This window comes from Ruegeria profundi, assembly GCF_020171505.1.
GTDB lineage: Bacteria > Pseudomonadota > Alphaproteobacteria > Rhodobacterales > Rhodobacteraceae > Ruegeria > Ruegeria profundi.
Window position 1 is genome coordinate 20,038 of record NZ_JAIUZS010000012.1, and the last position, 24,431, is coordinate 44,468.

Genomic DNA, 24,431 nt, shown 5'->3' on the forward strand with positions numbered 1-24,431 from the left:
AATTGGGTGAACAATCTCAATTGGCCACGGGTGGACGTAAGCTTTGCTTCAACCGCTTGAATTACGGCTGTATCATAATGCTGCCAAGAACCTCGACGTCATCTGCTATGGATCGAATGATTAGAACCTCGCCGGATCGCGTGGTCTGCCCCGTGAGGGCGAAAATATTCACCTGATGGGTGACAAGCATCAAACGACCCGAGGTTTCAGCGATCAGGTTGCGTGTCTGGATTGTCTGGCTGTCCCGTGTCGAATAATCGCCGAAGAATGAGTTGAGGGACGGAGCTTCACTGACGAGCCCCACATTGAGGAGTTCAGCCGTTTCGAGAGTTCGGCACCACTGGCTGCTAAGCACCGCGTCGAAATTAATGCCCCGCTCCTGCAATGCAGCGCCGATGGCTCGTGCTTGCTCCCGACCACGCTCGTCTAAGTTCCTCTGTGTCGCGCAATCACCAATTTCGAAGTTTGCCGGGTCACCCGTGCCAGGAGCAAGCGCATGACGCATAATCGCGATTGCGCCAGGCTCGGAGAAAGAGTCCCAGTCATTCGAGTACGCGATCCCGGGAACAAAGAGAAGTAGAACTGCAATCCAACGCATGAAAGAGAGGTAAAGCAGATTTTTTGAAGGTCGAGGCCTGGCGGGTTCGACGGTTCGGATTCTTTCGTTGCCGCCCACCAACTGGGTGGAATTTAAGTTGTTAGGACAAAAAACCCTTATCAGGCGTTAAGCGGTTTCAAAGTTGCAGAGATACGCTACCCTTTCTGTATGCGCATCCTGTCCGTGCTTTTCATCCTATTAGGTCTGCCTGCTCTTTCAGAAGAGGTGGAACTGGAACTCGTTTTGCTGGCAGATGCTTCCGGTTCAATAACCGAGGCGGAAATCGAGTTTCAGCGCCAAGGATACGCTGACGCAATCACCGATCCTCGCGTGCTTGCTGCAATGCAGGAATCAGCTTATGGCGCCATAGCGGTGACCTATGTTGAATGGGCTGCGAATACCGCAGTTGTTGTCGATTGGACTAAGATCGATGGAGCAAAAAGCGCACAGGTATTTGCTGACGCATTAATAGGCCCGCCTCGGCAGGCCTATGGGCGAAATGCAATCGGGGCAGCCTTGCTCGACGCGAAGAGGCTCATAGAGGAGAACGATTTTGAAGGTTGGAGAAAAGTTATAGATTTCTCGGGTGACAGCCCGAACAGTTTTTCAGGACCCGCGATATCAACCGCACGAGAGAAAGTGGTTGCGTCTGGCATAACGATCAACGGGCTTCCAATCCTTTGCCGGTTTTGCGACACGCCGGCCCGTTATCCGGATCTCGCCAAGATCTACGAGCAGCGGATAATCGGTGGTATCGGCGCCTTTGTCGTAACTGCGGCGAATGAAGACGATCTTGCAGAAGCAATCCGTCGCAAATTGATCCTCGAAATCTCGGGTCTTGAGCCGCCGAAATACGTAGCGTCCAAATAAGCCCTGCCATCGGAACAGACCTTAACGCGCGTGAAAACGTCGGCCATTAATCTCCCGAGCATCTTTTGCTAAGTAAACCGGAACAAAAGGATCCTGTTGGACAGCATTGATGCCGTTACTGCTTAAATATCAGCCTCCAAAGCACCCAACGCCGGCATTTCGTTGAGTCGGTGAATTTATGCCCTTATGATATTCGGCGTGAGTGAAAGCACACTATTTTTCATCTTGTCAGGCCGCGTGGGATCCCCATACCCACGCGGTTAATTCGTTCGACGTCAGTTCAGTCCCGGTACCCGGTCGTTGCACCAATCTCGGGCGGCGGGCGGTTTTGGGGGAAAGCGGCCGTTGGAACCCGTCGATACGCTTTGTCAGCGCGGAATGACTGCTCCTGCCAAGACTGGAAGTTCACAGAAATTGGTTCAACGACCGAGTTGCGGACTTTACGGACCTTGTGCTTAACCAGCGGCGCGACCTCGAACGGCACAAAGCGGACGCTAGGGCGATGCGCGTGAGAGCCCAAAGCCGACTTAAGACATGGGTGGGGAGCCATTGTCTTCTGTACCGTTCAAACGGGTTGTTTTAACCTTGCGGTGTGTACCAAATCGGTGACGTATAGGCCCTTTCTTGGTGACTGGTCGGCGCGTCTTCCGGAAGTTCAAAACCGAAAAACACTGAATCGTACGTTGTCCAGCGCGGCGTGGGGATTTCAATGACCCGCACATAATAGAAAGCCCGTTGCGCAGGGTCGAAGTCAGGGTCCACCCAAAACGCACCCAGTACCGAGGCACCGATTGCGTTGGTATAGGTCGCAGTCTCCGGGTTCACGGTATTGCCAACGGCCGGCAGCTTGCCATCCGTACCGGGCGCGCGGTCGCCAGACCACGCGACATCGTAAACTCTCTCCTGAGGCTCGCCGTCGGCAGAGGTCCAGCCCTTCACGACTTGTATCCGGTCGAGGTTGGCTCCGTCAGGATCGCGCAGGGCGCGGATCATCATCCGTGGCGTACCACCTTCGGGCATGTCGGCCAGGTCGCCTCCAATCGGGACGCCATTTTCATAGGCGTAAGCGGCGAAATCGGAACGGTCCAAGTCTGCTTCCTCGAAGCCCCATCCGCCGAAGACGCGCACACGAAGCCGCGTGCCGGTGGTCGCATAGACCTCCTTGCGCTCCATCGCCTCGAACAGCGCCTCCCGCGTATTCTCTCGTGCCCAAACGGCGGCGAGGCCGGACGCGAGCGCATCCGCGTGCCGAAGGTCGTCCGAGGTGTCTGGTGTCGCCCGTCCAGTGATGGTCTCCTCGTAGCGGATCGGATCGCCCGTGGGCTCAACCAGGGCCACCTTTCCGAAAAAGTTGTCTTCTTCTGCTGTCGAGAGTCCCGTGTGTGCATCCGTGGAGCCAACAACGCCGAACTTGAACGGGTTGACGCCAAGCTCCACCTCAAAAACCAGACCGCGCATCCACGCATTGCGGGCGTATTCCTTGGGGAGCATCTCGGGAGTTTTGGGGGCGGGTCCGAAGCTGCCTTTGTCCCATGTGCCGTAATCGGCGAACTCATCCTCAGCAGACAGCATAGGATGCGCCTCGCCATCGCCCTTCATCTGCGTGATCTCGTAAAGCGGTTCGTATTTCATGCGACGTTCCGCGTATTCGGCGCTCAGTGGCGCGCCGCTTAGGGTGGTGTCGTCGAACATGAGGCCGTTCGAGAGATTGCCACCGTGTGGGATCGCGAGCATTTGGCCTCCAGTCAGTTCTTCGTAGTCCTCCATCCACTGCCAGAAGACTTCCGGATCGTCGGTATCGTAGGAACTGACCGGGACCACCTGGTCGGCAAGGTTCTTACCGTCGCGATAGATCACGTTGCGGTGCATGTTCGAACCGTTGGGCTGTGAGGTCCATTCGAAGCCGATGAAGGCGGTAAAGGCGCCTGGTTGGTTGTGATCTTCTGCAGCCTGGGTCACCCGCTCCCACATGGTTTGGCCGAAGGGCGTGCCTGCCAGCGGGTCCTCACCGGCGAATGTTGCTGCCATCCAGAACTCATAGGACGCAATCTGCGCTTCTTCGGTGCCGGGTTCCGCGATTTCGGCAAGCTGTGCGCCCCAGTCGGTATCGGTCAAGACAGGGTCCTGTTCGGACAGGGCTGCGGGCAGGCCAAGGTTTTCCGCATGGTCTGTGACCACGAGCCAATCCAGGGGGCGGCGTAGCCGTGCGGGAATACCATTCGACGAGATCACTTCCTCGCCCTTCGCAAAGCGATAGGCATCATCGGGGGTTGTTGTTGCGCCGACAAGACCGGCATCCGCGGAAAAGCCCGTATGTAGGTGCGTGTCGCCGAAAAACACCTGATTTGGAAAGTCTTCCTGAAGATAGGGTGAATACTCGATATTGGTGCCCGGTCGCTGCCCCGGTAGTTCCTGAGCGAATGTTGGGAAAACGAAGCAAAGCGAAGACGCGGTGGAAAGCAGAACTAGGCGCATATCGGTATCCTTTAGACAACTGATTGTTCAAAGCGGAAAGGCGAGCGTGACGAACACGGCCTCTCCCTCCAGCCGATTTTTGACATTGAACTCGTCGAAGTATTTTACTCGCAGCGATGCGGGCCGCTGGCCCATCTGGAAGTTATAAGCCGCAGTCAGGCCGACTGCGGCGACCCTGCCTTTAAACTAAACGGGCCGAGGTTGGCGCCGTCTCCGGAATCTCCGCTGATCTGTTCGTAGTAGTATCCGGTGAGGCCCGCGGAGAAGGCTGGCGAGAAGGCTTTCGACACGGCCCATTCAAAGTGGAACTCGTCGCCTGTCTTATAATTCGTGTCGTTGTTTTCGCCGTTGAACGTTACTCCGACGTTGGCTGAGAAGTCCCAACCGGTGTTAGCGTCGATGTAGCTGATGCCCGTAAACACATCCATGCCCCATCGGTTGAAGGCTACGTTAGCGATCTCGCCCGAGTGGTAGTCGCCGATCGGCACGTTGATCAGGGTGCCTACGGTGTAGTGCAAATTGCCGCTGTGCCAGGCGATCTGGGATCCCAACACCGGGTCGCCGTAAGTGAAGACGTTATCGCTCGTACGCAGGTTCGTGGGTTCAAGGTTTGCCGATACGTCTTGGTAGCCAATGGGAATCGTCAGACTGAAAGCGAGATTTCCCCCGAGGACTTCGGTGGGCGTAGACCACAGGATGCTGGTCAGGTTCACGATGGCATCGGCGTCTACGTTGGCAATGAGATTTCCGCCAAACTCAAATTCGCGGCTTGCACTGGCCGTGCCTGAGTAAAAATATAGATCGTTCTGGAAGTAGGTCGCCGGCGGCGGCACCACGCCCGCTGCTGGCCCGCGGGAGCCAAGAAGGTAGAAACCCACGCCGCTTTCGGCTGCTTGACTAACGGCAGGGCACAGTAGACCGGCCATAACAGCCAGCGATGTCGATGCGAAATGGCGCGATCTTGTGAATAAAGCGGAGCAGACCCCGCAGGTCATGACGCTATACCGAAAAAAAGTATCAATTCTCAGGCCCCTATGTCATTTTAACTTCGAGGATCACACCGGCGGTTGCTGTTCGAAATCGTAATTAAGACTTCCGTGAGGGAACGTTAGCATGGCTATCGAGGTAAAAATGCTAATGGTGCGCAATTGACGATTTATGTCTTCCGGTAGGGACGATGGTAAAAGAAGTTCGACACATCCCGGAGGCCGAAGGTTGGTTGTCGCTCGTGTCGGATCAGGGGCGCAAGAAGATCGTTGATGCCTGCAGTATTCGTGAAGCAGATGCAGGCAAAATCCTGTACCGCGCAGGCGACCCGCCCAATGGGCTTTACTGTCTGTTGTCCGGGTCCGTGCGTATGGATACGCTCCAATCGACACATGGACCGACATTGCTAGGGCTGTTTCACACAGGGGCTTGGCTTGGCGAGGTGGAGATGTTTTCAAGTGTGGGTAGGGTCGTGACGTTGACCGCTTTGCGACCGATCCAATATGCACATATCCGAGCATCGTCCATCGAGACCATCGGAGAAGAACACCCGGAAATCTGGCGTGCGCTGGGTCATCTCGCTGCAGAAAAAGTCTGTCTCGCGGTTGCGAGTCTTGACGATCTAATGATCCGTTCATCTACGCAACGGCTCTCTGCAGTTCTTTTGCGCCTTTGCGGGGCACGACTGGACATCCCGTTCGGAGAAATAGCGACTGAGCTTGACGTAACGCAGTCGGAACTTGCGCAACTCGCCAACTTGTCCAGAGGCATGGTCGGACGAATGTTGGATAGCATGGAAAAGGATGGCCAGATTGAACGCAGATACGGGCGTATTTCAATTATCGAAATCGAAGACCTAAAAAAACGCCTCACGGACGAATCCACTTAGGTGTGGCGGTGCGTTCAAACCAAGCGCATGCAGACAGATGCTCCACTTAAGTGCGGGGTTAAACTTCGCGTATGTGGAACACGCCCGTGAGTTGAGCTTGGAGACGGCAAAAATGTCGGCCTCGTCCGCACGGCAAACCTTCTTGCAAAGCACAGCGAGGGTCCGTTTTCCGCCGATTGTGTCGAATGCGGCGCTGCCGACCAATGGGTAGAATGGGCGTAAGGCAGTCATCTGAGTCTTTCAGTCAGATGACGGCTTAGGAACGGATAGCGATCATTGTTGGTGGTCATTCCGAGAATTTTCGCTTGAAGGTCTGCATTGAACGGCAGCGGACGTTCGCGGAAATCTGCTGAAAGGCAGAGTTGCGGACGAATCGGACTGATGCACACGCAGCATAGGTTATCGTTCAGTTGCCGGGCCGACAGCCACCTCGTCGCTGCGGCGCAGCTCAATTTCCCAAAAGCTGTCGTTCGATTTGCACCGAATGAGCCGAATCTTAGCCGGTCTATCGCCGCGCAGGCTTTCGATGTCTCACATGCGGACGCAGGGGACATTCCCCGTCATCAAGTCAAAGGAAGCAATCGAAGTGAGGAGGCCAGTCACACACGCCCGGCGCATTACTCTGGAAGCCCCGCCTGCCGCAATATTGATGTTAACCTAGAAGAGGCTGCTTCGTCGGAAAATGGGAAGCGATTTGCGTCCACTACTCTAAGTCTGCGATCTTCGACCATCGTGTGAAACTCGTTCGATCCAATAACTGCTTTGTTTCCCGCCGCCGCGGGCGCGCACATCATTCCAAAGGTTCGGATATGGCCCACAGCTCCGACGAGGCTTGGTGCAAAAAAGGCACCCGGCCACGTAGCCAACCGCCCATCCCGTTCCCAGTAGGCACAGAGCGTTGGCAGAAAACTCTTCAAATGAACCCCAAACCGGAAGAATGAGGCCGTGAACGCCGCCGGCGAACAACAAAAGTCCTGATCCAAGAAGTAGCGCTGATATGGGTAAGAGTTGTCGGAACATTCGTCTCAGCCTAGTGCTTAACTGGAAAATGAGAAGGCGTTTTGCCCGCAAACACGTCTTCCAACGGATGATCAAGACATTTGGCGCGACACCTCACCCTAAACGTGGCCTTCTGGCCTTTAATTGTCGACACAGGAGCGAGATTGACAACACGGAAATCGCGGGACTTAAAAATCGTGCTGGTCACAATGCTCATCGGAAAATAAAGTGGTCGAACAGCTTTCATGGGAGAAACGCCCAATATGACTCCATTTGCGATCGCCGGTGTTCAGATGCACGTTGGTGCGCTTCATTCGAACGTAGAGGCGATGCGCCACAGAATTGAAATTCTGATGGCGCGATTCCCATGGACTCAGATGGCTTTGTTTTCTGAACTTGCTCCGTATGGGCCACTTGACCGATTTGCTCAGCCGTTCCCGAACGATGCGTTAGTGAATTTCCAGGAAGATGCGCGTCGTTTCGGTATTTGGCTTATCCCGGGCTCCATGTTCGAAAAAACCGAAGATGGGCGTATCCTGAACACTTCGGTGGTGATCAATCCCGACGGTGAAATTGTTGCCAAGTATTCAAAGATGTTTCCCTTCCGCCCATACGAGGCTGGAATTTCAGCTGGAACCGATTTCTGTGTTTTTGATGTCCCGGAAGTCGGACGCTTTGGCCTGTCCATCTGCTATGATATTTGGTTTCCGGAAACGACACGGCAACTAACCAGTCAGGGCGTCGAGGTACTACTTCACCCAGTCTTGACCGGTACGACGGATCGGGACGCGGAACTTGCCATCGCAAGGGCGACAGCCGCACAGTTCCAGTGCTACGTCTTTGATGTGAATGGCTTGGGTGCCGGAGGTGTCGGGCGTTCGGTGGTGGTCGATCCCTCGGCAACGGTGTTGCATCAGTCAGCGGGGCAAGAGGACATGTTCCCGATTGAAATCGATTTGAATCAGGTGCGGCGCCAACGGGAAACGGGTCTCAAGGGCCTTGGGCAAGTGCTCAAGAGTTTCCGGGATCGTGACGCAGATTTCTCTGTTTACGACCGCGCCAGCGGAACCGATTCATATCTTCACACACTCGGGCCATTGGAAGTTCCGCGACAGGGATCAACCCGAGGTTTGTTGGTATCCGATCCGAGAACCTCGATTGAAGAGACAGAAACAGACTTACTACAGCCGCCTAACATATCTGTTTTACACGGAAAGACAGGTTCGGATTAATCGGATCATAGGGCGGCACTGATCCGGACGCGATAGAAAGGAGGCAGGTTTTGAACTTGCACTCGCGAAAGAAGAAGTTGCCGTCAATTCGAGATTACTACAGCGCGACTCAATTACGCGCTGATCGTTGGAGCGCCTTGCGAGAGGCCGCGGAAGGCCTCGCGCGTCACGGTAGGGAAAAACGCCAGAGTCAAAAGCTATTGTCGTCAGCAGAACAGCTGTTTGAGGTTTTGGAACCGATCGAGCTCTACTGGGCGTTTCCCGGAATCCACGCCTTCGAGCATATGAGGCGTCTTCTGCACAACGGCAATGTCGAGGATCTTTCCATCTGTGTCCGCCGGGTCGCTAGAGCGCTGACCTCGGGCGCATACAGGCGGCGATCAATCCCCTTGTCGTCTGACGAAATTGACAGTGAAGACTATGAGGACGAAGCCTCCCTTACACCCGAAGCCCGCGCCCTGGGGCGGCCCTATTTCGAGGTGCTCATTGTCGATGATGTTACTGAACAACAGGAAAGATTCCTTCGGCAAAACCTGCTGCGCATGCGCCGTCTGGAAGACCCCTTCATCTATGAGCCGGTCATTGTACCCTCTTTAGAGGATGCGCTGATCGGGGTGCTGTTCAACTACAACGTTCAGGCTGTGGTAATCCGGCCTGGTTTGTCGCTGAAATCGAAGATCGACCTTCCTATTCTGAGTCAATACCTGACGCGCGTCAGCGAAGACGAAGATGTCGATGGCATTGAACCACATGAATACGGGCCAGAAGCCTGTCGATTGATCGAGAAAATCCGGCCCGAACTGGACGCCTATCTGGTCACAGATCGCTCTGCCGAAGACATTGCCGGGCTGGACTTGGGCCGCTGCCGACGGGTCTTTTACAACCAGGAAGACTTTCTGGAACTGCATCTCAATATCCTTCGCGGTGTCGACCGGAGATTCAAAACACCATTTTTCTCGGCACTAAAGGAATACTCGAAACAGCCAACAGGTGTTTTCCATGCCATGCCTATTAGCCGCGGCAAGTCGATCAGTCGCTCGCATTGGATTCAGGACATGGGGGCGTTTTACGGATCAAACATCTTCTTAGCCGAAACATCGGCCACGTCCGGCGGACTGGACAGCTTGCTTGAACCGCGCGGACCGATCAAAGAAGCGCAGGACATGGCCGCCCGAGCTTTTGGTGCGAAGCACACATTCTTTGCCACCAACGGTACCTCGACATGCAACAAGATCGTTGTTCAATCTGTTGTGCGGCCCGGAGATATCGTGCTGGTTGACCGGGACTGCCACAAATCGCACCACTACGGCATGGTTCTGGCTGGGGCGAGCGTGGTGTATATGGACAGCTATCCGTTGCACGAGCATTCTATGTATGGTGCCGTGCCACTGAGAGAGATCAAACACACCCTTCTAAAACTGAAGGACGCCGGAAAGCTGGAGCGCGTTCGGATGGTATTGCTGACCAACTGCACGTTCGACGGGGTTGTCTACAACGTGCAGCGTGTCATGGAGGAATGCCTGGCTATTAAGAAAGACCTGATTTTTCTTTGGGACGAAGCCTGGTTTGGGTTTGCCCGGTTTGATCCTACCTACCGGCAACGCACCGCAATGGGCGTCGCAAACGTATTGCGGCAAACGTTGCGGACGAAGGACGCGGCAAGCGCTTGGGCAGCGCAACAAGAAAAGCTTGGTGATGCTGCTTCCGATCAGTTGCTGGAGACACGTTTGGTTCCACCGCCGGATGCGCGCGTCCGCGTCTATGCGACGCAATCGACACACAAAACCCTGACCTCTTTGCGGCAAGGGTCGATGATCCATGTGAACGATCAGGACTTCAAGGGCGAGGTCGAGCAGGCGTTTCATGAAGCCTATATGACCCATACCTCGACATCGCCAAATTATCAGATCATTGCATCCCTTGATGTCGGGCGGCGGCAAGTGGAGTTGGAAGGGTTCGAATTTGTGCAAAAGCAGATCGAAACCGCGATGTCGATCCGGCGCGCCATTTCGGACCACCCGGTATTGCAAAAGTATTTCAAGGTGGTGACAGCCGGAGATATGATCCCTGAACAGTTCCGGGAAAGCGGGGTTGAAGCGTACTATGACCCCGACCACGGATGGGTAGAAAAATGGACGATGTGGAGCCAAGACGAGTTTGTGCTGGACCCGACACGCGTCACACTCGCCGTGGGCGGCACAGGTTGGGATGGCGACACGTTCAAGACCAAAATTCTGATGGACAAATACGGCATCCAGATCAACAAGACCTCGCGCAACACCGTGCTGTTCATGACCAATATTGGGACAACACGATCCTCAGTCGCCTATCTGATCGAAGTATTGGTAGAAATTGCCAATGACTTGGACGAGCTTTTGGACGACGCCTCGAAGATGGAACGCAGATCGTTCGAGAACAGGGTCAACGCGCTGGTGGAGGATGTGCCTCCGTTGCCAGACTTCAGCCGATTTCACGATGCATTCAGGGATGGGCAGGAAACGCCAGAAGGCGATATCCGAACGGCATTTTTTCTAGCGTATAACGAGGACAACTGCGACTATTTTCCGACCGACGATAAACTTATGGCGCGACTTGAGGCGGGGGAGGAGCTCGTCTCATCCAGCTTCATCATTCCCTATCCGCCCGGCTTTCCGATTCTGGTGCCTGGTCAGGTCATAAGCCCGGAGATTCTGTCGTTCATGCGGGCGCTGGACGTCAGTGAAATTCACGGTTTCCGCGAAGACCTGGGTCTGCGCGTGTTTACCCAAGAGGCCTTGGAGTCCGTCAAAAAATAATTCACAGGGGAGAGGTTAAATGCCCAAGAAGGTACTTAAGAACATTTCGGAGATCCGCCGTTACTTCCACACGAATTCGGACCCGATCTATTTTGTCTCGGCAACCAATTTCAACCTTCTCGGCCTGGATGAATGGGTCAAGAATTTCAAGTACATCTGCTACATGGATTGCTTTGACGGGCGGCATCCGAACGTCCTTGTACCTTCCGAATTACCCCATGACGAGTTCCAGTCCATTGAGGACATCAACAACTACCTCCTGCAGCACAAAGAGGTGGTCGATTACGTCAAGACGCGCGGCGGCAAGCCGAAATTTGTGTTTTTGATGTTCGATGAAAAAACGGAAAAACTTGTCAAGGAACTTGGTGGCGAGGTTTGGTTTCCCAAGGCAAAGCTGCGCACCAAGATGGACAACAAGATCGAAACGGTCCGGGTCGGGAACAAGGCTGGCGTTCCATCTGTGCCCAACACACTGTCCAAGGTCGACAGTTACGACCACCTGAAAAAGATCTGCAAAAAGGCGGGTCTAGGCGATGATCTTGTGTTGCAAAGCGCTTTTGGCGACTCCGGCCACACCACATTTTTCATCAAATCGGAGGCCGACTTCCGAAAACACGAACACGAGATTGTTGGCGAGGGCGAGATCAAGATCATGAAGCGTATCGATTGCCGCGGTTCGGCGATCGAAGCCTGCGCTACGTCCGAGGGTACAATAGTTGGCCCCTTGATGACCGAGCTTGTAGGGTTCAAGGAACTTACGCCGTATCGCGGCGGTTGGTGCGGAAATGAAATTTTCTCAACCGCCTTCCCGCCCAAGACCCGCGAAAAGGCACGGGAACTGACCTTCAAATTTGGCGAGCAACTGCGCAAGGAAGGCTATCGTGGATATTTCGAACTGGATTTTCTGATCGACAAGAAGACCGGCGATATTTGGTTGGGCGAGCTTAACCCCCGGATCACCGGGGCGTCCTCGATGACCAACCATGCGGCTTTTGCGCATGCCGATGCGCCGCTGTTCCTTTTCCACCTTCTGGAATTCTCGAAAAAACCATTCAATCTGGGTGTTGAAGAGTTGAACGCCCGCTGGGCTGACCCCGACATGATCGACTCCTGGTCCCAGATGGTTATCAAACACACTGAGGACAGCGTTGACATCATCACAAATGCGCCCGAATCCGGGATTTATCGGATGTTACCCGGTGGTCAGGTCGTCTTTGATCGGTTTGATTACCACCGTCGCGCCGTCGAAAGTGAGGACGAAGCATTCTTCCTGCGCATTTCGAATGTCGGCGATTACCGCTACGAAGGTGCAGATCTGGGCATCCTTGTCACCAGGGGTAGATCGATGACCAAGGGGTTCCAGCTCACAGCCAAGTCGAAGAACTGGATCGCAGGCATCAAGAGTGCATTCTCGGCACGTCCACTGCCCTCAGCGCAGGCATTTGAGGATCCGGCGTTTAAGATTATGTAGGGCGAATGAAACTAACTTTTCGCGCTGTAGAAGAAAAGAAACCCGGGCAGAAACTGTCCGCGATTTTTTCGGAGTATCGGAACGCCTACTTGAAGTGGTGGGCAAGCGAGGGATTGTCATCGCGCCCGACATATTCCGAGTGCCGCCACGCGCTGAAAACGTATATGCCAGAACTGCTTGAGCCGTATGACATGCTCTGCGCGGCCTTTGGCGCGGGCGATCTGGAGGCACGGTTTCTGAGTTTCTATTGCCCGCCGCGTTATCTGGCCGGGTGTAGCCAGGCGATCTGGCAGGGATCAGAGCCGCTGATGGTGCGGAACTACGATTACGACTTGACTGCCTTTGACGGAGTTTTCCTGAAGACGGCTTGGAACGGTCGCCAGGTGATGGGCACGTCAGATGGCTTGTTTGGATTGCTGGACGGTATGAATGATGCAGGTCTTACCGTCTCCCTGACCTTCGGCGGTCGCCGCGAGGTTGGCGAAGGCTTCGGGGTTCCATTGATCCTTAGATACCTATTGCAGACCTGTTCGACTATCGAAGAGGCCAAGAAGGTTCTTTTGCGCGTCCCTTGCCACATGAGCTACAACGTGACGGTTTTGGATCGGAAGCGGCAGTTCTTCACAGCCTTTCTTGCGCCGGACCGTCCAACGCTCATTACCCGTGCGGCTGTTTCAACCAACCACCAAGAGCGCGTGGAATGGAAAAGTCATGCGCGTCTTACAGCAACGGTCGAGCGAGAACGATACCTTCTGCACCGTTTGACTTTACATCCTGAGACGAAGGAGCTCTTCGTCCGTGCCTTTCTCAACCCGCCACTATACTCGTTGGCTTTTGATCGAGGTTTTGGAACGCTATACACCGCAGCCTACCATCCTCATAATCTGACTGCCGAGCTCCTGTGGCCAGGCCTGAGGTGGCAAAAAAGCTTCGATCAGTTTGATACGGACAGTGTGCAAGTTGTCTACCCGCGGCAAATAGCTTGAAACCTGATGCTAGCCGCAAGACACGTTGCTTATCATGAGTGTGCGGCTTTCCACTAAAGAAAAGCCCTTCCGCACACGGGTCAGCAAGGTGCCAGATGTCCGTTCTTGGTCGGACACACACAGGTCCCAAATTTGGTGAGTTTACGACGTCAGTGCGTAGTAAGAGCAGCAAACCAAACGGATGTCAGCTTAGTCCCGCAGAGCGGTACCCCGTCGCAAACACTCGCCTGTACGGATGCCCGCGCGTATGGCGAGACTAATGTCAGACGCTTGTGACTTTATATCTTTCGCGCATGCGATGGCGCGGCTAAAATCGGTAAAGGTAGCGAGTACTCCGTCGCCCATTGTCTTGATTAATTTTCCGTCAAGCTATGCCAAGTTCAAAGCAGTTATAGCCTTTGGGAGGATCGGCGTCCTAACGTGCGACAATCTCGAAGCCAAGCCGCTCATATAACCATGTGAATTTCCATGATTTGTGCTGCTAGCCCGGTACCGGTTTGTAGAAACGGGCTAGCTGTTGCATTGTGACATTGCAAACCAACACCGGAGAATGAATGTCTCGAAAGCTCGCTGGAATCCTGGTGGCTGATGCAGTTGGCTACAGTTCTCGGATGGAGGAAAACGAGGCTGAAGCACTGGCCGCGCTCTCCAACTCGCGCGCGATTTTCGACGATGTTCTTGCCGAGCATCGGGGCTTGGTCATTGCTACTGCCGCGGATAGCGTCATCGCCGAGTTTCCTTCGGCGCTGGATGCCGTTCGGGCCGCTCTCGACGCTCAGGCCCAATTAGAGCGAGATGAAACAGATAGTTTTCGCTTTCGAATAGGGGTCCACTTCGGAGACGTTGTACAGCAGGACGGAACACTTCTCGGTGATGGTGTTAACATCGCCGCGCGCCTAGAACCTTTGGCGCCGAAGGGCGGGATATTGATCTCTGGCGTTGTCGCTGATCAAATTGCTGGCAAGGTCGATACGACCTTCGCGCCAGTCGGCAAGCACAAAGTTAAAAATATTGCACGCCCGATTGATTTGTATTGCTGGCCCGAAACTGCAGCGAAGTCCTACCGTCGCCGTAGACTCAAGCGTCTCTGGCCGATTGCGGCGTCCGCTTTGATCGTTTTCGTCGCTGTGTCTGCCTGGTTCGACCTACATAAAGGGGGTGATCCAGGTATGCCAACGGGTCCCAAAATCGCAGTTCTACCATTCGAAGAGGTCGGCGCCGACATGGACGAAGCCTTCTTCGCTGATGGCCTTAGCCGCGACATCAACGCTTACCTGACCAAATTCTCCAATCTGTTTGTTTTTTCTCCAAGTTCGACACGGGAGTATTCTGAGGCTGATTGCGTAACCATCCGAAGGGAGTTGAATGCAGACTTCATATTGTCCGGGACAGTCCGCCGCGCGGATGACAGCCTGAGAGTGACAACCTCATTCACGGATGCCAGGGATTGCGTACAACTGAACGCGCCTGGTCCGTTCACCCAGGATCTGTCGGCACAAAGCGTGATTGACGTGCAGATCGAAATCGCCAGAAAGGTCGTTTCCGAGATTGGGTCTGCTGACGCCCCAATATTCGACGCCAAACTCGCTCGCGGGATCGAGGAAAAGGCGCCAGAGAACCTCAACGCTTATGAATGTGTGCTGCTTTCTTACTGGTTTTACGAGAATTTCGAACCTGACCGCCATCGGCGGGCGCGCGACTGCCTTATGGGTGCGGTGAAGTCCGATCCGGACTATTCGTTAGCGTGGTCGAGGCTGGCCTTCTCTCATATCGAGGCGAAGAAATACTCCATCGATATGAAGGACAGTTGGGCCGAAGACAGTTTGCGCGCAGCACAACGCGCGATCGATTTGGATCCGGCCAATCCAGATGCTTATTACGCTTTGGCGATCCGCAGCCAGATGGTCGGAGAATCACCGGATGTATTTACGAACCACGCGCGAAAGGCGATTCAGCTAAATCCATACGATTCTTTCGTTCTGGCGGATTTGGGTACTTGGATGGCCTATGCCGGTCAATGGAATACGGGCAAAGAATGGGTAACCCGGGCCAAAGCATTGAACCCTAAACACCAGAGCTGGTGGGATTTTATTTGGCAACTGCATGCCTTTCTCCAAGACGATTTTGTGGCGTCTATTGCGTACGCTCAAACTGTGAACTTGCCCGGAAACTATATGGTACAGGCTGCGCTAACCGCTGCATACGCCATGAACGGGGACCAAGAGATGGCCAAAAGGACATTGGAGAGAGTCCTTGAATTGAAACCCGACTATGCGGATGATCCAAGACAGCCATTCCGGGCGCGAGGAATGGAAAAAGTCCTCGTGGACAAGCTCATGGAAGGCCTCGCCATGGCGGGTCTGGATATTTCGAAATAACTTCTTTGGACCTGCGGGTGCAATGAGCGCGTCCTTTGCGAACTCTGCAAGGGCAGTTTTAAGAAAACAATAGTCGCTCTGATCTGACGGATTTTGCTTCAACAGCACTGAGGTCTGTTTGGCCCGCGACTCGGGTGTTCGGCGAGAGGCCGCCTGAGTTCCTGAAAGTTGCAGTCGGATGACCGTCTCGAGCCCAAAACGGCCCTTGGAGATCTGGATTTTCCACTCCATGGCAGCAGTACTACTCGAAACCTATCCGTATAATCTGAGACCTAATGAACGTACGAAATGCTAGCCTGACCCGCGGACTGGAAGCTTTATCGGTGTCGTTAATCTTGCTAGCATTTCATTTCGGGTGAGCAATTTGTGAGGAGACTACAGATGTCTGTTTTTATGGTCGAACGCGATTTGTCTGGCATCACAATGGAGGAGCTAGCTGCCGCTCAACGACGGGCCATCGAATTCTCTGATGGCTTTAACCAGGATGGCCGATCTGTGCGCTATATCCGGACGACCTTTGTTCCGGGAGAAGACCGCTCGATGTGCCTGTTTGAAGCCGAAAGTTCGGATGACGTGGAAGAAGTAAACAAAGCAGCACAAATTCCCTATGTTCGGGTTGTAGAAGCGCTTGACTTAACGCCGTAGGCGGAACGTGACCCAAAAAGAACTTAAGGGGTACTGTGTAGCGTGCGGAAGCAGCATACCGGCAGGAGCCCGCTTTTGCCCGAGCTGCGGGGCATCGCAAATAGTGCAATGCTCCTCTTGCGGAACGGAGCTGCAGCCCAACGCTCGTTTCTGCCACGCTTGTGGCTCTCCAGCACCTCAAAATTATGGCGTGCGCGTAACGCCAAATCACTCATCGGACCGCGACCGCGGCAACGGTTCCAACTCGCGACCCGCTGATACCGAGGCCCGGAAGCACATTACGGTTCTTTTTGCCGATATCGTGGGCTCCACAAGACTAGTCGAAGGGCTGGACCCGGAAGATGCTAATAGTTTTCTGAAGCGGTCGATTGAGGGTCTAAGTCGCTGCGTAGAAGCGGCCGGTGGAGTCGTCGCTAAGACTATGGGCGATGGCATTTTCTGCGTCTTCGGAGCTCCACTGGCGCAAGAAGACCACGCCTACAGAGCATGCCACGCTGCTTTAGACATTTTGGCAGTCGCTGACCGATTAAAAACCCCTGTTGGTGGTTCGCTTCAACTGCGCATTGGCCTTAGTTCCGGAACCGCCGTTGTAAACGTCACTGAAGGTGACGGGGCAGTCACACTCGACGCGATCGGTGATGTGGTTAATGTTGCCGCACATTTAGAGGCGAAAGCTGCCCCCGGAACCGTTTTGATCACTGACTCGACGCGTTTTCTGGCCGGTCATTCCATCGAAGCGCGTCCTGTTTCTGACTTGAACGCATTTCAATTGGTTTCTGTGGGCAGCAATCCACAGGATTTGCTTCCAGAAGATGCGCTCGCTCAGTTTCCGTTTACAGGCCGCAATCGCGAGATGAACTTTCTCATGGGCGCCTGCGATCAGCTGGACGACGGCGTCGGTGATATCATTTCCGTGCTGGGAGGAGCGGGTGTTGGCAAAACGCGGCTGCTATTGGAGTTTAGTCGCCAGCTGCAACCGACAAACGCGCGCATTGCTGTCGCCTCAAACCGTGCACAAGACCATTCTGACCCCAATGCGCTTCTGCGACGCCTTGTAATGTCGTTGCTAAATATCGCTCAGGATGCCTCGCCTGATCCAGCTCAGGAGTTATCGCAGAAGCTTGCACTCCTGGATCGGACAATCGCCAAGTATGCGGACGATGTGATCTGGCTACTCATGTCAGAAAGTGAAGAGGTCGATCAGAAAGAAACCGAAAGCCGACGCTTCGCGGCGCTGAGCGCGCTAAAATTGATGTTCGAGACGCTCGCAGAACAGGGGCCTGTGATCATCCTGATTGACAATTTCCAGTGGTCTGACGCCTCGAGCAGAACGTTCCTTAAGGCAGCCTCTGGAATTGTAGACACGAAGCCACTTTTGGTTTTGTTATTCAGCCGCGAGGACCTTTCCGATTTTCGGTCAACGGCGCGGCAGGTTTTGCAAGTTAGACCGCTGGAGCACCGAGCTGCCTTGCAGTTGCTAACCGAGCACTTCGCCGACAGGCCTATTTCCAAGGACTTGATTGAAAAGATTATCACCAGAGCTGAAGGCAACCCCCGATTTCTTACTGAATTCGCCCGTCACCTGACGGAAAGCGGAAAGCACGAACCGGACAGTCAAACAGTTCAGCTGAGCATTCCTGAAAGCGTTGTCGATCTTTTCGAAGAGCGGATTGACCGCCTACCCATCGAAGCAAAACAACTTCTTCAGCTAGGCGCAGCCTTCGAAAATCCTGTCACGCTCGACACACTGCTAACGCTAACTGGGCAAAATGAAGCAGACACGCTTAATTTACTCCAACAAGTTATTGATGCCGGTTTGGTGCGCGAAAACGGCTTTCTGCCCAGCACGCTATATGCGTTCGTAAACCCCATTGTGGGTGAAGCCGCCTACAGATCCTTGCTACGCGATGAACGGCGCGAACTTCACACCACAATCTACGAGTACCTGAGGGACACGGCACGCGGACGCGCACAGGATGCCAAAATTGGTAGACAAGCATTCCGTGCCGGTTTGTATGAACAAGCCGGACGTTCGTACTTTTCCGCTGGAAAGCGAGCGGCATCTCGTCTGGCTTATACCGAATGCACTGAGCTGCTTTGTCGCGCGTTACAGTCAGAAAGCCATGTAAAAGTGCGGACGCTAGAAATAGATCAACTTGCCATCGATGCCCGCCTGATGCTGCGTGATGCCCTTTTCGCGACGTCCCAGTTTGACGAGATCGGCAAGAGACTAAATGAAGCCATGGCCATTTGTGATCGGATCCATGATGACGGACGATCGCGCCTGGTGCGGCGTCATATGATTGGCAACATGGTCGCTCAAGGTAACATTGGCGATGCCTTAACTCAGGTAAGGGCTTTAATCGTCGAAAACGAAAAGTTGGACGAGTTTCGAGAAGTTGCTGAACTCAGATTCCTGCAGGCCCAGATGCTTGCGGCTATCGGCCAATATGCCGAAGCCTTTGGATCAAGCCGTGCGGTTATGGACGCCTGCGTTAAGTATCGAGGGTCACAGCATGAGTTGTCGCCCATCACATACGCGCTTGCTCGTTTATGGTTGGTGTGGTGCGCAGCCGAACTTGGGCGTTTCGAAGAGGTCAAATTCGAGGTGCTCGACTGTCAGAATGATCTGTCACAGGATCGCCCACCGTTTTTTCGGATTCTTGCAGGCGTCGCGACTGGGGTTTTCTGGTTGCGCTTCGGAAGCAGCGAGCTGGCAGCCAATACCCTGCAATCCGTTCTACCTTTGACAAAGGATGACGAAAACGCAGCATGGTTTCATTCGGTGGCATCTCCACTTGGGTTGGCTCTGATCAGGCTTGGTCAGGCTGAAGCTGCCCTGCCCCTTCTTCAAGAAGCTGTTGTCAGAGAGGCAAGTGGTAAAGGCAGCGGGGGTCGCGGGACACAAGCGGTTCATCTTGCGTCCTGTTGGGCGGCTCTTGGGAACCTTCGAAAGGCCGAAGATCAGGCCCGGGTTGCAGTGTCGCGTGCGAGACAGAATGGGGACAACGGAATGTTGGCATACGCGCTTTGTGCTCTTGGGCGAACACTGTCTCAAAATGGTCAACAACGAGCGGCAGAGCAGTCCTTCCAAGAAGCCATGGAGTTGGCGAAATCCTGCGAAATGCTTCCACTTCAAGACGAACTTCGCAGCGACATGCGATCCGGTTAAATTCTGAAGTTAGGTGCCGAAACGTTCGTTAAATTCTTTTCTCAACCCGCTTCGGGGACAATGACGGCTTTGTCCGCAACTTCCCAGTTTGGCAGCTTTGCAGCGAAGGACCGGTTTAGGTTTCGCCATTTTCTGTACCCCGAATGACAGGAAACGGGAATTTCGCTGCGTCGCCGCAAAGCCGATGCTGCCGGTGCGAGCGGATGCTGCGTAATAGATGGCGGCGTGAGCAAAAGGCAGAAACGTTCGCTTAGCGGAACTTCGGATAATTTTTGGGAATGACCGCCTTTCGATGAAAGCAGACATTCAAGCCGACAAAGTCGGGGCGATGTTGTGCGATGTCTGCTTTCACCAAGACCGGACGTTCAGCAAAATCGGGCTAACTACCGCTTCGCGGACGAAGCGAGCTTTCGCTGCGGCTGCGCCAATGTCGGCTTGTGTGCGGTGCAGGAAAATCCATACTGTTGTTGGATCGGCCAAGGCCGCGCTCTTTTGTAGATGGGAATGCTTATGAAGTTCGTTTTGTCGACCGCAGTTGTTCTATTTGCCATGCCTCTGTCTGCGTTTGCTCAAGATCACGGACATAACCATGGTGATACGCCGTATGCTGGTTTCGAGGCACGTGAGATTAAAAGTCTATCCGACCAAGACATAGCGGAACTTCGCCGTGGTGGCGGCTGGGGACTGGCTCTTCCCGCTGAGTTGAACGGCCTTCCTGGCCCGGCCCACCTGCTGGAACTTCAAGAAGAACTTGCGCTTTCTAGCGATCAAGTAGCTGCAATCACTATGATGTTTGAAGAAATGCGAGCGGAAGCCATCATGGTCGGCGAGCGATTTATTTCAGCTGAAGCGGCCGTGAGCGCCGCTTTCGAAAATGCTGAAGTTTCGCGGGAAGAGCTCACGGGGCTCTTGGCTACCGCCTCTGAAGCCAGAGCTGCTTTGCGTTTGGTTCATTTGTCGAGACACCTCGCAACACCCGCTCTTCTTAGCGATGAGCAAATCCGCAGATACAGCGTATTGCGAGGCTACTCAGATGATCCATGCGCTAATGTCCCGCAAGGGCACGATCCAACCATGTGGCGGCGACACAACGGTTGTGATGAGTAGGCGTCTAGAAGGCACCGCTAGATCGACCCGAGATAGTAACCGATGGCCTCTGCCAATTCGGTTTCTTCGTAGCCGAAATGGGAGCGTACAACCTCTTCCAGTTTTCTAAATGTGGCGGTTGCCTGAATGAAATTCGTATCTGAAGGGTCTTCCACCAACATTTCAGCTGCACGTCCTAGGCGGATGATTAACTCGTGGACCACCTCATGCTCTGACTTCAATTTGGCCACTATTTCGCGGAACTTTCCTCCGCCAGCTGCCTCGATCCGGGGGAACATGTCAGAGGATTCAATGTCGTGGTGGAACTTGAGTACTTGGCATTCGCGCCCGCAAAGCGATCCGAATACTCGAAAATTTTCAGACATGTCGAGTGAAAGCACGATCTGCTTCAGGTGCTCAGGCGGAGTGTCCCGCGCTTCGATCCGTGCCAGAACGGCGCCGATTTGGGCCATCTCCATAAGATAATGCCGGTGGATTGCGGCGAGTTGTCGGCCTTGTTCACGGTGTATTTCTGTTGCGTCCGGCACTGGCGGCGCTTTAGGTCGGGCAGCCTCGTCGAGGCTGAGTTCATTCAGCAATTGGGTAGAAAGGTCAGTCATAATGGACAAGAAAAGCCTTACTCACGCCAAGTCAAGGGCGGCAGCTTCGGGCTCGTAGCCGCCAACTGACCGTGCAGCAATCCGCTTATCGGCGGCTTCCCATAACCCGACTTTCAATCGAGCTGATAGAAACGCCTGTCAGCGTGGTGCTGATGTCTGGGCCTGGAGGGAGGGTTGGAGGGCAAATCATGCCTAGAGTTCAACTTCCTGCAACCACATCGAAGCGCAGGGCCTGGAACAAGGACCGCATCATCGGCCAGAAGCGACCGCTGCTGCCGAAACAGGTTTGGGCAATCCGCGCTCGCCTAGAGTTGGCTAGAAATCTTCGCGACCTCGCTTTGTTTAACGTCGCTATCGACAGCAAGCTGCGCGGCTGCGATCTGGTTCGGCTGACAGTGAAAGACCTGGTAAGCAGCGAGCGTGTCCGTGAACGCGCGACCGTAGTTCAAAGCAAGACCGGTCGGCCGGTTTAGTTTGAACTGACTGAAAACACGCGAGATTCCGTGACAGATTGGGTACACTCTCCTGAGATGGTGCGGTGTACGTTCATGTTTCCGAGCCGATTTCACGACCGCCGGCATATCTCGACGCGCCAATACGGGAGGTTGGTGCGCGACTGGGTGACCGCGATCGGGCTTGAACCGAGCGGCTATGGCACTCATTCTCTGCGCCGGACGAAAGCGTCGGAAATTTATCGCAAAACCGGCAATTTACGAGCCGTGCAACTCTTGCTCGGCCATACCAAGGTGGACAGCACCGTGGGCTACCTCGGCGTCGAGCTCGAAGACGCTCTGAGCATCGCTGAAAAGATCGACCTCTGAACAGAAGTGGCGGGCGGCGTTTGCCGTTCGTCACTGCAGACCGGACCGGCCGCAAAACTTCTGCCAACGGGGTGTTTGAGCCCAAAGCCGCCATTCATCCGACGTTAGCGCGCCGCTACGCAGCGAACGACTGCTCTGGGCCCAAAGCAAACGTTGCCTTTTCGAAGATCTCAGGGTCACCCAGCACAGTCGCAAGTAGTGCAGCACCTTCCAGCGTCGCGAGCACTTCTAGTGCGTCAGAAGGCGGATCCTCGCTGTCGGGAAATGCGCTGACAAGTCGATCGATCAATGCTGCAAAGAACATTTTTACCGCCTCCGCAACCGGTTCAGGCAGACCTCCGCTTTCAGCGGCGAGCAGTCCGCAAAGGCACATCTTTCCGTCCTGGCGCAAGCTTTCCGCGAATAGTTCGCGTAGTCGCTCGACACGCGCGTCAGACTCGCATTCGTTCAGTGTCTCTAGGAAACGGGACGTGTAGTTTCTGGCCAGTCGAGCGACCAGATCGGCCTTGGTCGGGAAGTAATGATGTACGCCTGCGCTGGTCAGCGCTGTGTCACGCGCAAGGTCTCGGAACGAAAAGCCGTTGTAGCCGCCAGTGCGGACCCGCGCCTCGGCGGCGACGAGGATTTTCTCTTCTGATGTCATACCATCACCCTCGACAATTCTTGCCGCGCTGCATCCATGGCTTCTAGGGCGCCTTCGAGGAAACCACCGTGCGACGGTGCGGTTTCAGTTCCTGCAAAGATCACCCGCCGAGTGGGATTCAGTTTGCTATACAAAGGATGGGAGCTAAGCGGCTCGAGGTCGGCAGATGTGGCGGTTGCCATGTCGGCGCTCCAATCTTTGACGAATACGCCGCGCGGCTTGGCTGCTTTGGGGCCAAACAGGCGGACCAGTTGCGCCACCGCGAGCGCTTCGAACCTGGACTGCCGGGCCGTACCGGGCATGGCAAAGCCGAACAGAGCACCCTCGGTCCCGTCCATGGGTGACGCGTCATGGATTTCAGCCAGCGGACCTTGATGAGAGATTGCGTCGCCATTCAGACCCGCGTCGCGCCAGAATGGGGTGTCGTAAACAGCAACGAGTTTGGCATGCCCGGCCATCCAAGTTGGAACATCCGGAACGACCACCCCCATCTGTGCAGCGAGGCGCGGGGGCAACGCCAAAACCACGCAGTCGGCGCGCAATGAAAACCCGTTTCCGCTCAAAGTCACGAACTCGTTTTCTTCGATCACTCGCCGAACTGGGCGGCCAAGGCACAGCGTATCACCAAGCTTTTGGGCAAGGGCGTCGGTTATCTGAGCGAGTCCGCCTGAAACGCGAAGCGCGCCACCCATGCTAGCGAAATCGAAGTCACGACGCACATTTCCCTGTTTATCCTCGAATGCCAATCGTCCATCGCTGTGTTGTGGAAATGCTCTCAGCCCAAGCTTGTCCAGAAGGGCCAGCATGCGGTGGTTGTGCGGCCAGATCCAAGCAGGGCCGAGGTCATAGCCGCCCTGTGAGAGAACGCGACCGCCTACGCGGTCTCGCGCCTCCAGCAAAATTACGTCGCGCCCTTCAGGCTTCAGCGCATGCGCCAAAGCGAGGCCGGACAACCCCGCGCCGACGATGGCAATCTCTGCTTCTGGCTTCATGCCGCGCTCCCTGCGACGTGACGAAGGTGCCCGGTCTTGATCCAGACTCGCGCCCCGTCAGCGCCAGCGGTCGCCTCGAATCTCGCTCCGACGGGTAGGCGTAGCCAATCCCAACGGGACAGGGTATCTCCACCCTCGTTCAGGTCCCCATCGATCACAAAAATCTCAAGCCCGCCGGAGGCATCCAGCGAGCGTACTGTATCGGCATCCCAGTGTTCCATTGCTACAGTTTCACGTACATCTGTGTGAAGAGGCAACCTGGAGACACCATCTTCTGCTTCAATCCAGCTTCCCTTGTCGCTGTCGATCTGGACCTGATTGCGATCGTTTGCATCGAATTGGTGTAACTTTACTAGAATTGTCGCGCCGTCCTGTGCTGCGGGTGTATGAGATGAGGTCGGCGGGTTCCGCACGTAGGAACCAATTGGAAAATCACCGTCCTCGTCCTGAAAAATACCTTCGAGCACTAGGTATTCTTCGCCTCCGTCATGCGTGTGGGCAGAGAAGGCGCTGCCAGGCGCGAAACGGACGATGGTGGTGGCACGAGCTACTTCCTCTCCAATTCGGTCAAGCATCTTACGCTCAACTCCGGGCATCGGGGAAGCGACCCATTCGTTCTCTTTAAAACGTACAAGGGTGCGTTCATTGAAGTCGGCATTCACGCGCATGGTTTGGTCACCTTTCAGTGTCACTGTGTCTGTGCAAATTTGCTCACTTACCTACTGATAGGTAGGTTGTTTCTCGACGCCACTTTCGCAACGGAGATCACACG

At 54.7% G+C, this 24,431-nt stretch carries 17 protein-coding genes and 1 pseudogene; 11 read left to right on the forward strand and 7 right to left on the reverse strand.

From position 1 onward, the window contains the following. Positions 1-61: 61 nt before the first annotated feature. Positions 62-598, reverse strand: coding sequence for a histidine phosphatase family protein (locus tag LCM21_RS20195; protein ID WP_224892175.1), 537 nt, complete (start codon positions 596-598; stop codon positions 62-64). Positions 599-781: 183 nt separating this feature from the next. Between LCM21_RS20195 and LCM21_RS20200 the strand changes: the two genes are divergently transcribed. After that, positions 782-1,468, forward strand: a complete 687-nt coding sequence (locus LCM21_RS20200; RefSeq protein ID WP_404818142.1) for a DUF1194 domain-containing protein — start codon at positions 782-784, stop codon at positions 1,466-1,468. Between the two features lie 579 nt (positions 1,469-2,047). Here LCM21_RS20200 and LCM21_RS20205 read toward each other — a convergent pair. Further along, positions 2,048-3,943 (reverse strand): DUF3604 domain-containing protein, encoded by a 1,896-nt coding sequence (locus tag LCM21_RS20205; protein ID WP_224892177.1) that lies wholly within the window; start codon positions 3,941-3,943, stop codon positions 2,048-2,050. A 155-nt stretch (positions 3,944-4,098) separates the two neighbouring features. Continuing rightward, positions 4,099-4,821, reverse strand: a complete 723-nt coding sequence (locus LCM21_RS20210; RefSeq protein WP_224892178.1) for a SphA family protein — start codon at positions 4,819-4,821, stop codon at positions 4,099-4,101. 299 nt (positions 4,822-5,120) lie between these two features. On the opposite strand from LCM21_RS20210, the gene LCM21_RS20215 reads away from it, so the two are divergent. The 9 genes from LCM21_RS20215 (at position 5,121) to LCM21_RS20255 (ending at position 20,604) form a co-directional block, all read left to right on the forward strand. Further along, a complete protein-coding gene (locus LCM21_RS20215; protein ID WP_224892179.1) occupies positions 5,121-5,819 on the forward strand; it encodes a Crp/Fnr family transcriptional regulator in 699 nt (232 codons plus the stop codon). Positions 5,820-7,081: 1,262 nt separating this feature from the next. Further along, a complete protein-coding gene (locus tag LCM21_RS20220; protein WP_224892180.1) occupies positions 7,082-8,050 on the forward strand; it encodes a carbon-nitrogen hydrolase family protein in 969 nt (322 codons plus the stop codon). A gap of 50 nt (positions 8,051-8,100) precedes the next feature. Continuing rightward, on the forward strand, positions 8,101-10,845 hold the full coding sequence (locus LCM21_RS20225) for an aminotransferase class I/II-fold pyridoxal phosphate-dependent enzyme (RefSeq protein WP_224892181.1): 2,745 nt from the start codon (positions 8,101-8,103) through the stop codon (positions 10,843-10,845). 19 nt (positions 10,846-10,864) lie between these two features. Next, complete coding sequence (locus LCM21_RS20230) at positions 10,865-12,316, forward strand: biotin carboxylase (protein ID WP_224892182.1); 1,452 nt, start codon at positions 10,865-10,867, stop codon at positions 12,314-12,316. 5 nt (positions 12,317-12,321) lie between these two features. Next, positions 12,322-13,302, forward strand: a complete 981-nt coding sequence (locus LCM21_RS20235) for a C45 family autoproteolytic acyltransferase/hydrolase (protein WP_224892183.1) — start codon at positions 12,322-12,324, stop codon at positions 13,300-13,302. Positions 13,303-13,856: 554 nt separating this feature from the next. Next, positions 13,857-15,680 (forward strand): adenylate/guanylate cyclase domain-containing protein, encoded by a 1,824-nt coding sequence (locus LCM21_RS20240; protein ID WP_224892184.1) that lies wholly within the window; start codon positions 13,857-13,859, stop codon positions 15,678-15,680. A 381-nt stretch (positions 15,681-16,061) separates the two neighbouring features. Continuing rightward, positions 16,062-16,325 (forward strand): nickel-binding protein, encoded by a 264-nt coding sequence (locus tag LCM21_RS20245; RefSeq protein WP_224892185.1) that lies wholly within the window; start codon positions 16,062-16,064, stop codon positions 16,323-16,325. Positions 16,326-16,332: 7 nt separating this feature from the next. Next, complete coding sequence (locus LCM21_RS20250) at positions 16,333-19,497, forward strand: adenylate/guanylate cyclase domain-containing protein (RefSeq protein ID WP_224892186.1); 3,165 nt, start codon at positions 16,333-16,335, stop codon at positions 19,495-19,497. Positions 19,498-20,001: 504 nt separating this feature from the next. Beyond that, positions 20,002-20,604, forward strand: coding sequence for a hypothetical protein (locus LCM21_RS20255; RefSeq protein WP_224892187.1), 603 nt, complete (start codon positions 20,002-20,004; stop codon positions 20,602-20,604). Positions 20,605-20,621: 17 nt separating this feature from the next. Here the strand turns inward: LCM21_RS20255 and LCM21_RS20260 are convergent, their stop codons facing one another. Next, entirely contained in the window at positions 20,622-21,203 is a 582-nt protein-coding gene (locus LCM21_RS20260; RefSeq protein WP_224892188.1) for a hemerythrin domain-containing protein, read from the reverse strand. Between the two features lie 188 nt (positions 21,204-21,391). Here LCM21_RS20260 and LCM21_RS20265 point away from each other — a divergent pair. After that, positions 21,392-22,024, forward strand: a pseudogene (locus LCM21_RS20265) (tyrosine-type recombinase/integrase). 115 nt (positions 22,025-22,139) lie between these two features. Here LCM21_RS20265 and LCM21_RS20270 read toward each other — a convergent pair. From LCM21_RS20270 to LCM21_RS20285, 3 genes are read right to left on the reverse strand one after another with little or no spacing between them, the layout of a single operon-like run. After that, positions 22,140-22,667, reverse strand: coding sequence for a TetR/AcrR family transcriptional regulator (locus LCM21_RS20270; protein WP_224892189.1), 528 nt, complete (start codon positions 22,665-22,667; stop codon positions 22,140-22,142). Continuing rightward, positions 22,664-23,659, reverse strand: coding sequence for a flavin monoamine oxidase family protein (locus LCM21_RS20275; RefSeq protein WP_276530245.1), 996 nt, complete (start codon positions 23,657-23,659; stop codon positions 22,664-22,666). Before LCM21_RS20275 ends, LCM21_RS20270 begins: the two co-directional genes overlap by 4 nt. Further along, positions 23,656-24,327: a cupin domain-containing protein gene (locus LCM21_RS20285; protein WP_224892190.1), complete on the reverse strand. Its 672-nt coding sequence runs from the start codon at positions 24,325-24,327 to the stop codon at positions 23,656-23,658. Before LCM21_RS20285 ends, LCM21_RS20275 begins: the two co-directional genes overlap by 4 nt. Positions 24,328-24,431: the final 104 nt, after the last annotated feature.

What these genes read in the sequence shown, in the direction of transcription:
- LCM21_RS20240 (WP_224892184.1), top strand. Translation starts at nt 13,857, where the DNA reads ATGTCTCGAAAGCTCGCTGGAATCCTGGTGGCTGATGCAGTTGGCTAC.
- LCM21_RS20255 (WP_224892187.1), top strand. Translation starts at nt 20,002, where the DNA reads ATGCTTATGAAGTTCGTTTTGTCGACCGCAGTTGTTCTATTTGCCATG.
- LCM21_RS20285 (WP_224892190.1), bottom strand. Translation starts at nt 24,327, where the DNA reads ATGCGCGTGAATGCCGACTTCAATGAACGCACCCTTGTACGTTTTAAA.
- LCM21_RS20205 (WP_224892177.1), bottom strand. Translation starts at nt 3,943, where the DNA reads ATGCGCCTAGTTCTGCTTTCCACCGCGTCTTCGCTTTGCTTCGTTTTC.
- LCM21_RS20260 (WP_224892188.1), bottom strand. Translation starts at nt 21,203, where the DNA reads ATGACTGACCTTTCTACCCAATTGCTGAATGAACTCAGCCTCGACGAG.
- LCM21_RS20220 (WP_224892180.1), top strand. Translation starts at nt 7,082, where the DNA reads ATGACTCCATTTGCGATCGCCGGTGTTCAGATGCACGTTGGTGCGCTT.
- LCM21_RS20215 (WP_224892179.1), top strand. Translation starts at nt 5,121, where the DNA reads ATGGTAAAAGAAGTTCGACACATCCCGGAGGCCGAAGGTTGGTTGTCG.
- LCM21_RS20270 (WP_224892189.1), bottom strand. Translation starts at nt 22,667, where the DNA reads ATGACATCAGAAGAGAAAATCCTCGTCGCCGCCGAGGCGCGGGTCCGC.
- LCM21_RS20230 (WP_224892182.1), top strand. Translation starts at nt 10,865, where the DNA reads ATGCCCAAGAAGGTACTTAAGAACATTTCGGAGATCCGCCGTTACTTC.
- LCM21_RS20245 (WP_224892185.1), top strand. Translation starts at nt 16,062, where the DNA reads ATGTCTGTTTTTATGGTCGAACGCGATTTGTCTGGCATCACAATGGAG.
- LCM21_RS20195 (WP_224892175.1), bottom strand. Translation starts at nt 598, where the DNA reads ATGCGTTGGATTGCAGTTCTACTTCTCTTTGTTCCCGGGATCGCGTAC.
- LCM21_RS20235 (WP_224892183.1), top strand. Translation starts at nt 12,322, where the DNA reads ATGAAACTAACTTTTCGCGCTGTAGAAGAAAAGAAACCCGGGCAGAAA.
- LCM21_RS20275 (WP_276530245.1), bottom strand. Translation starts at nt 23,659, where the DNA reads ATGAAGCCAGAAGCAGAGATTGCCATCGTCGGCGCGGGGTTGTCCGGC.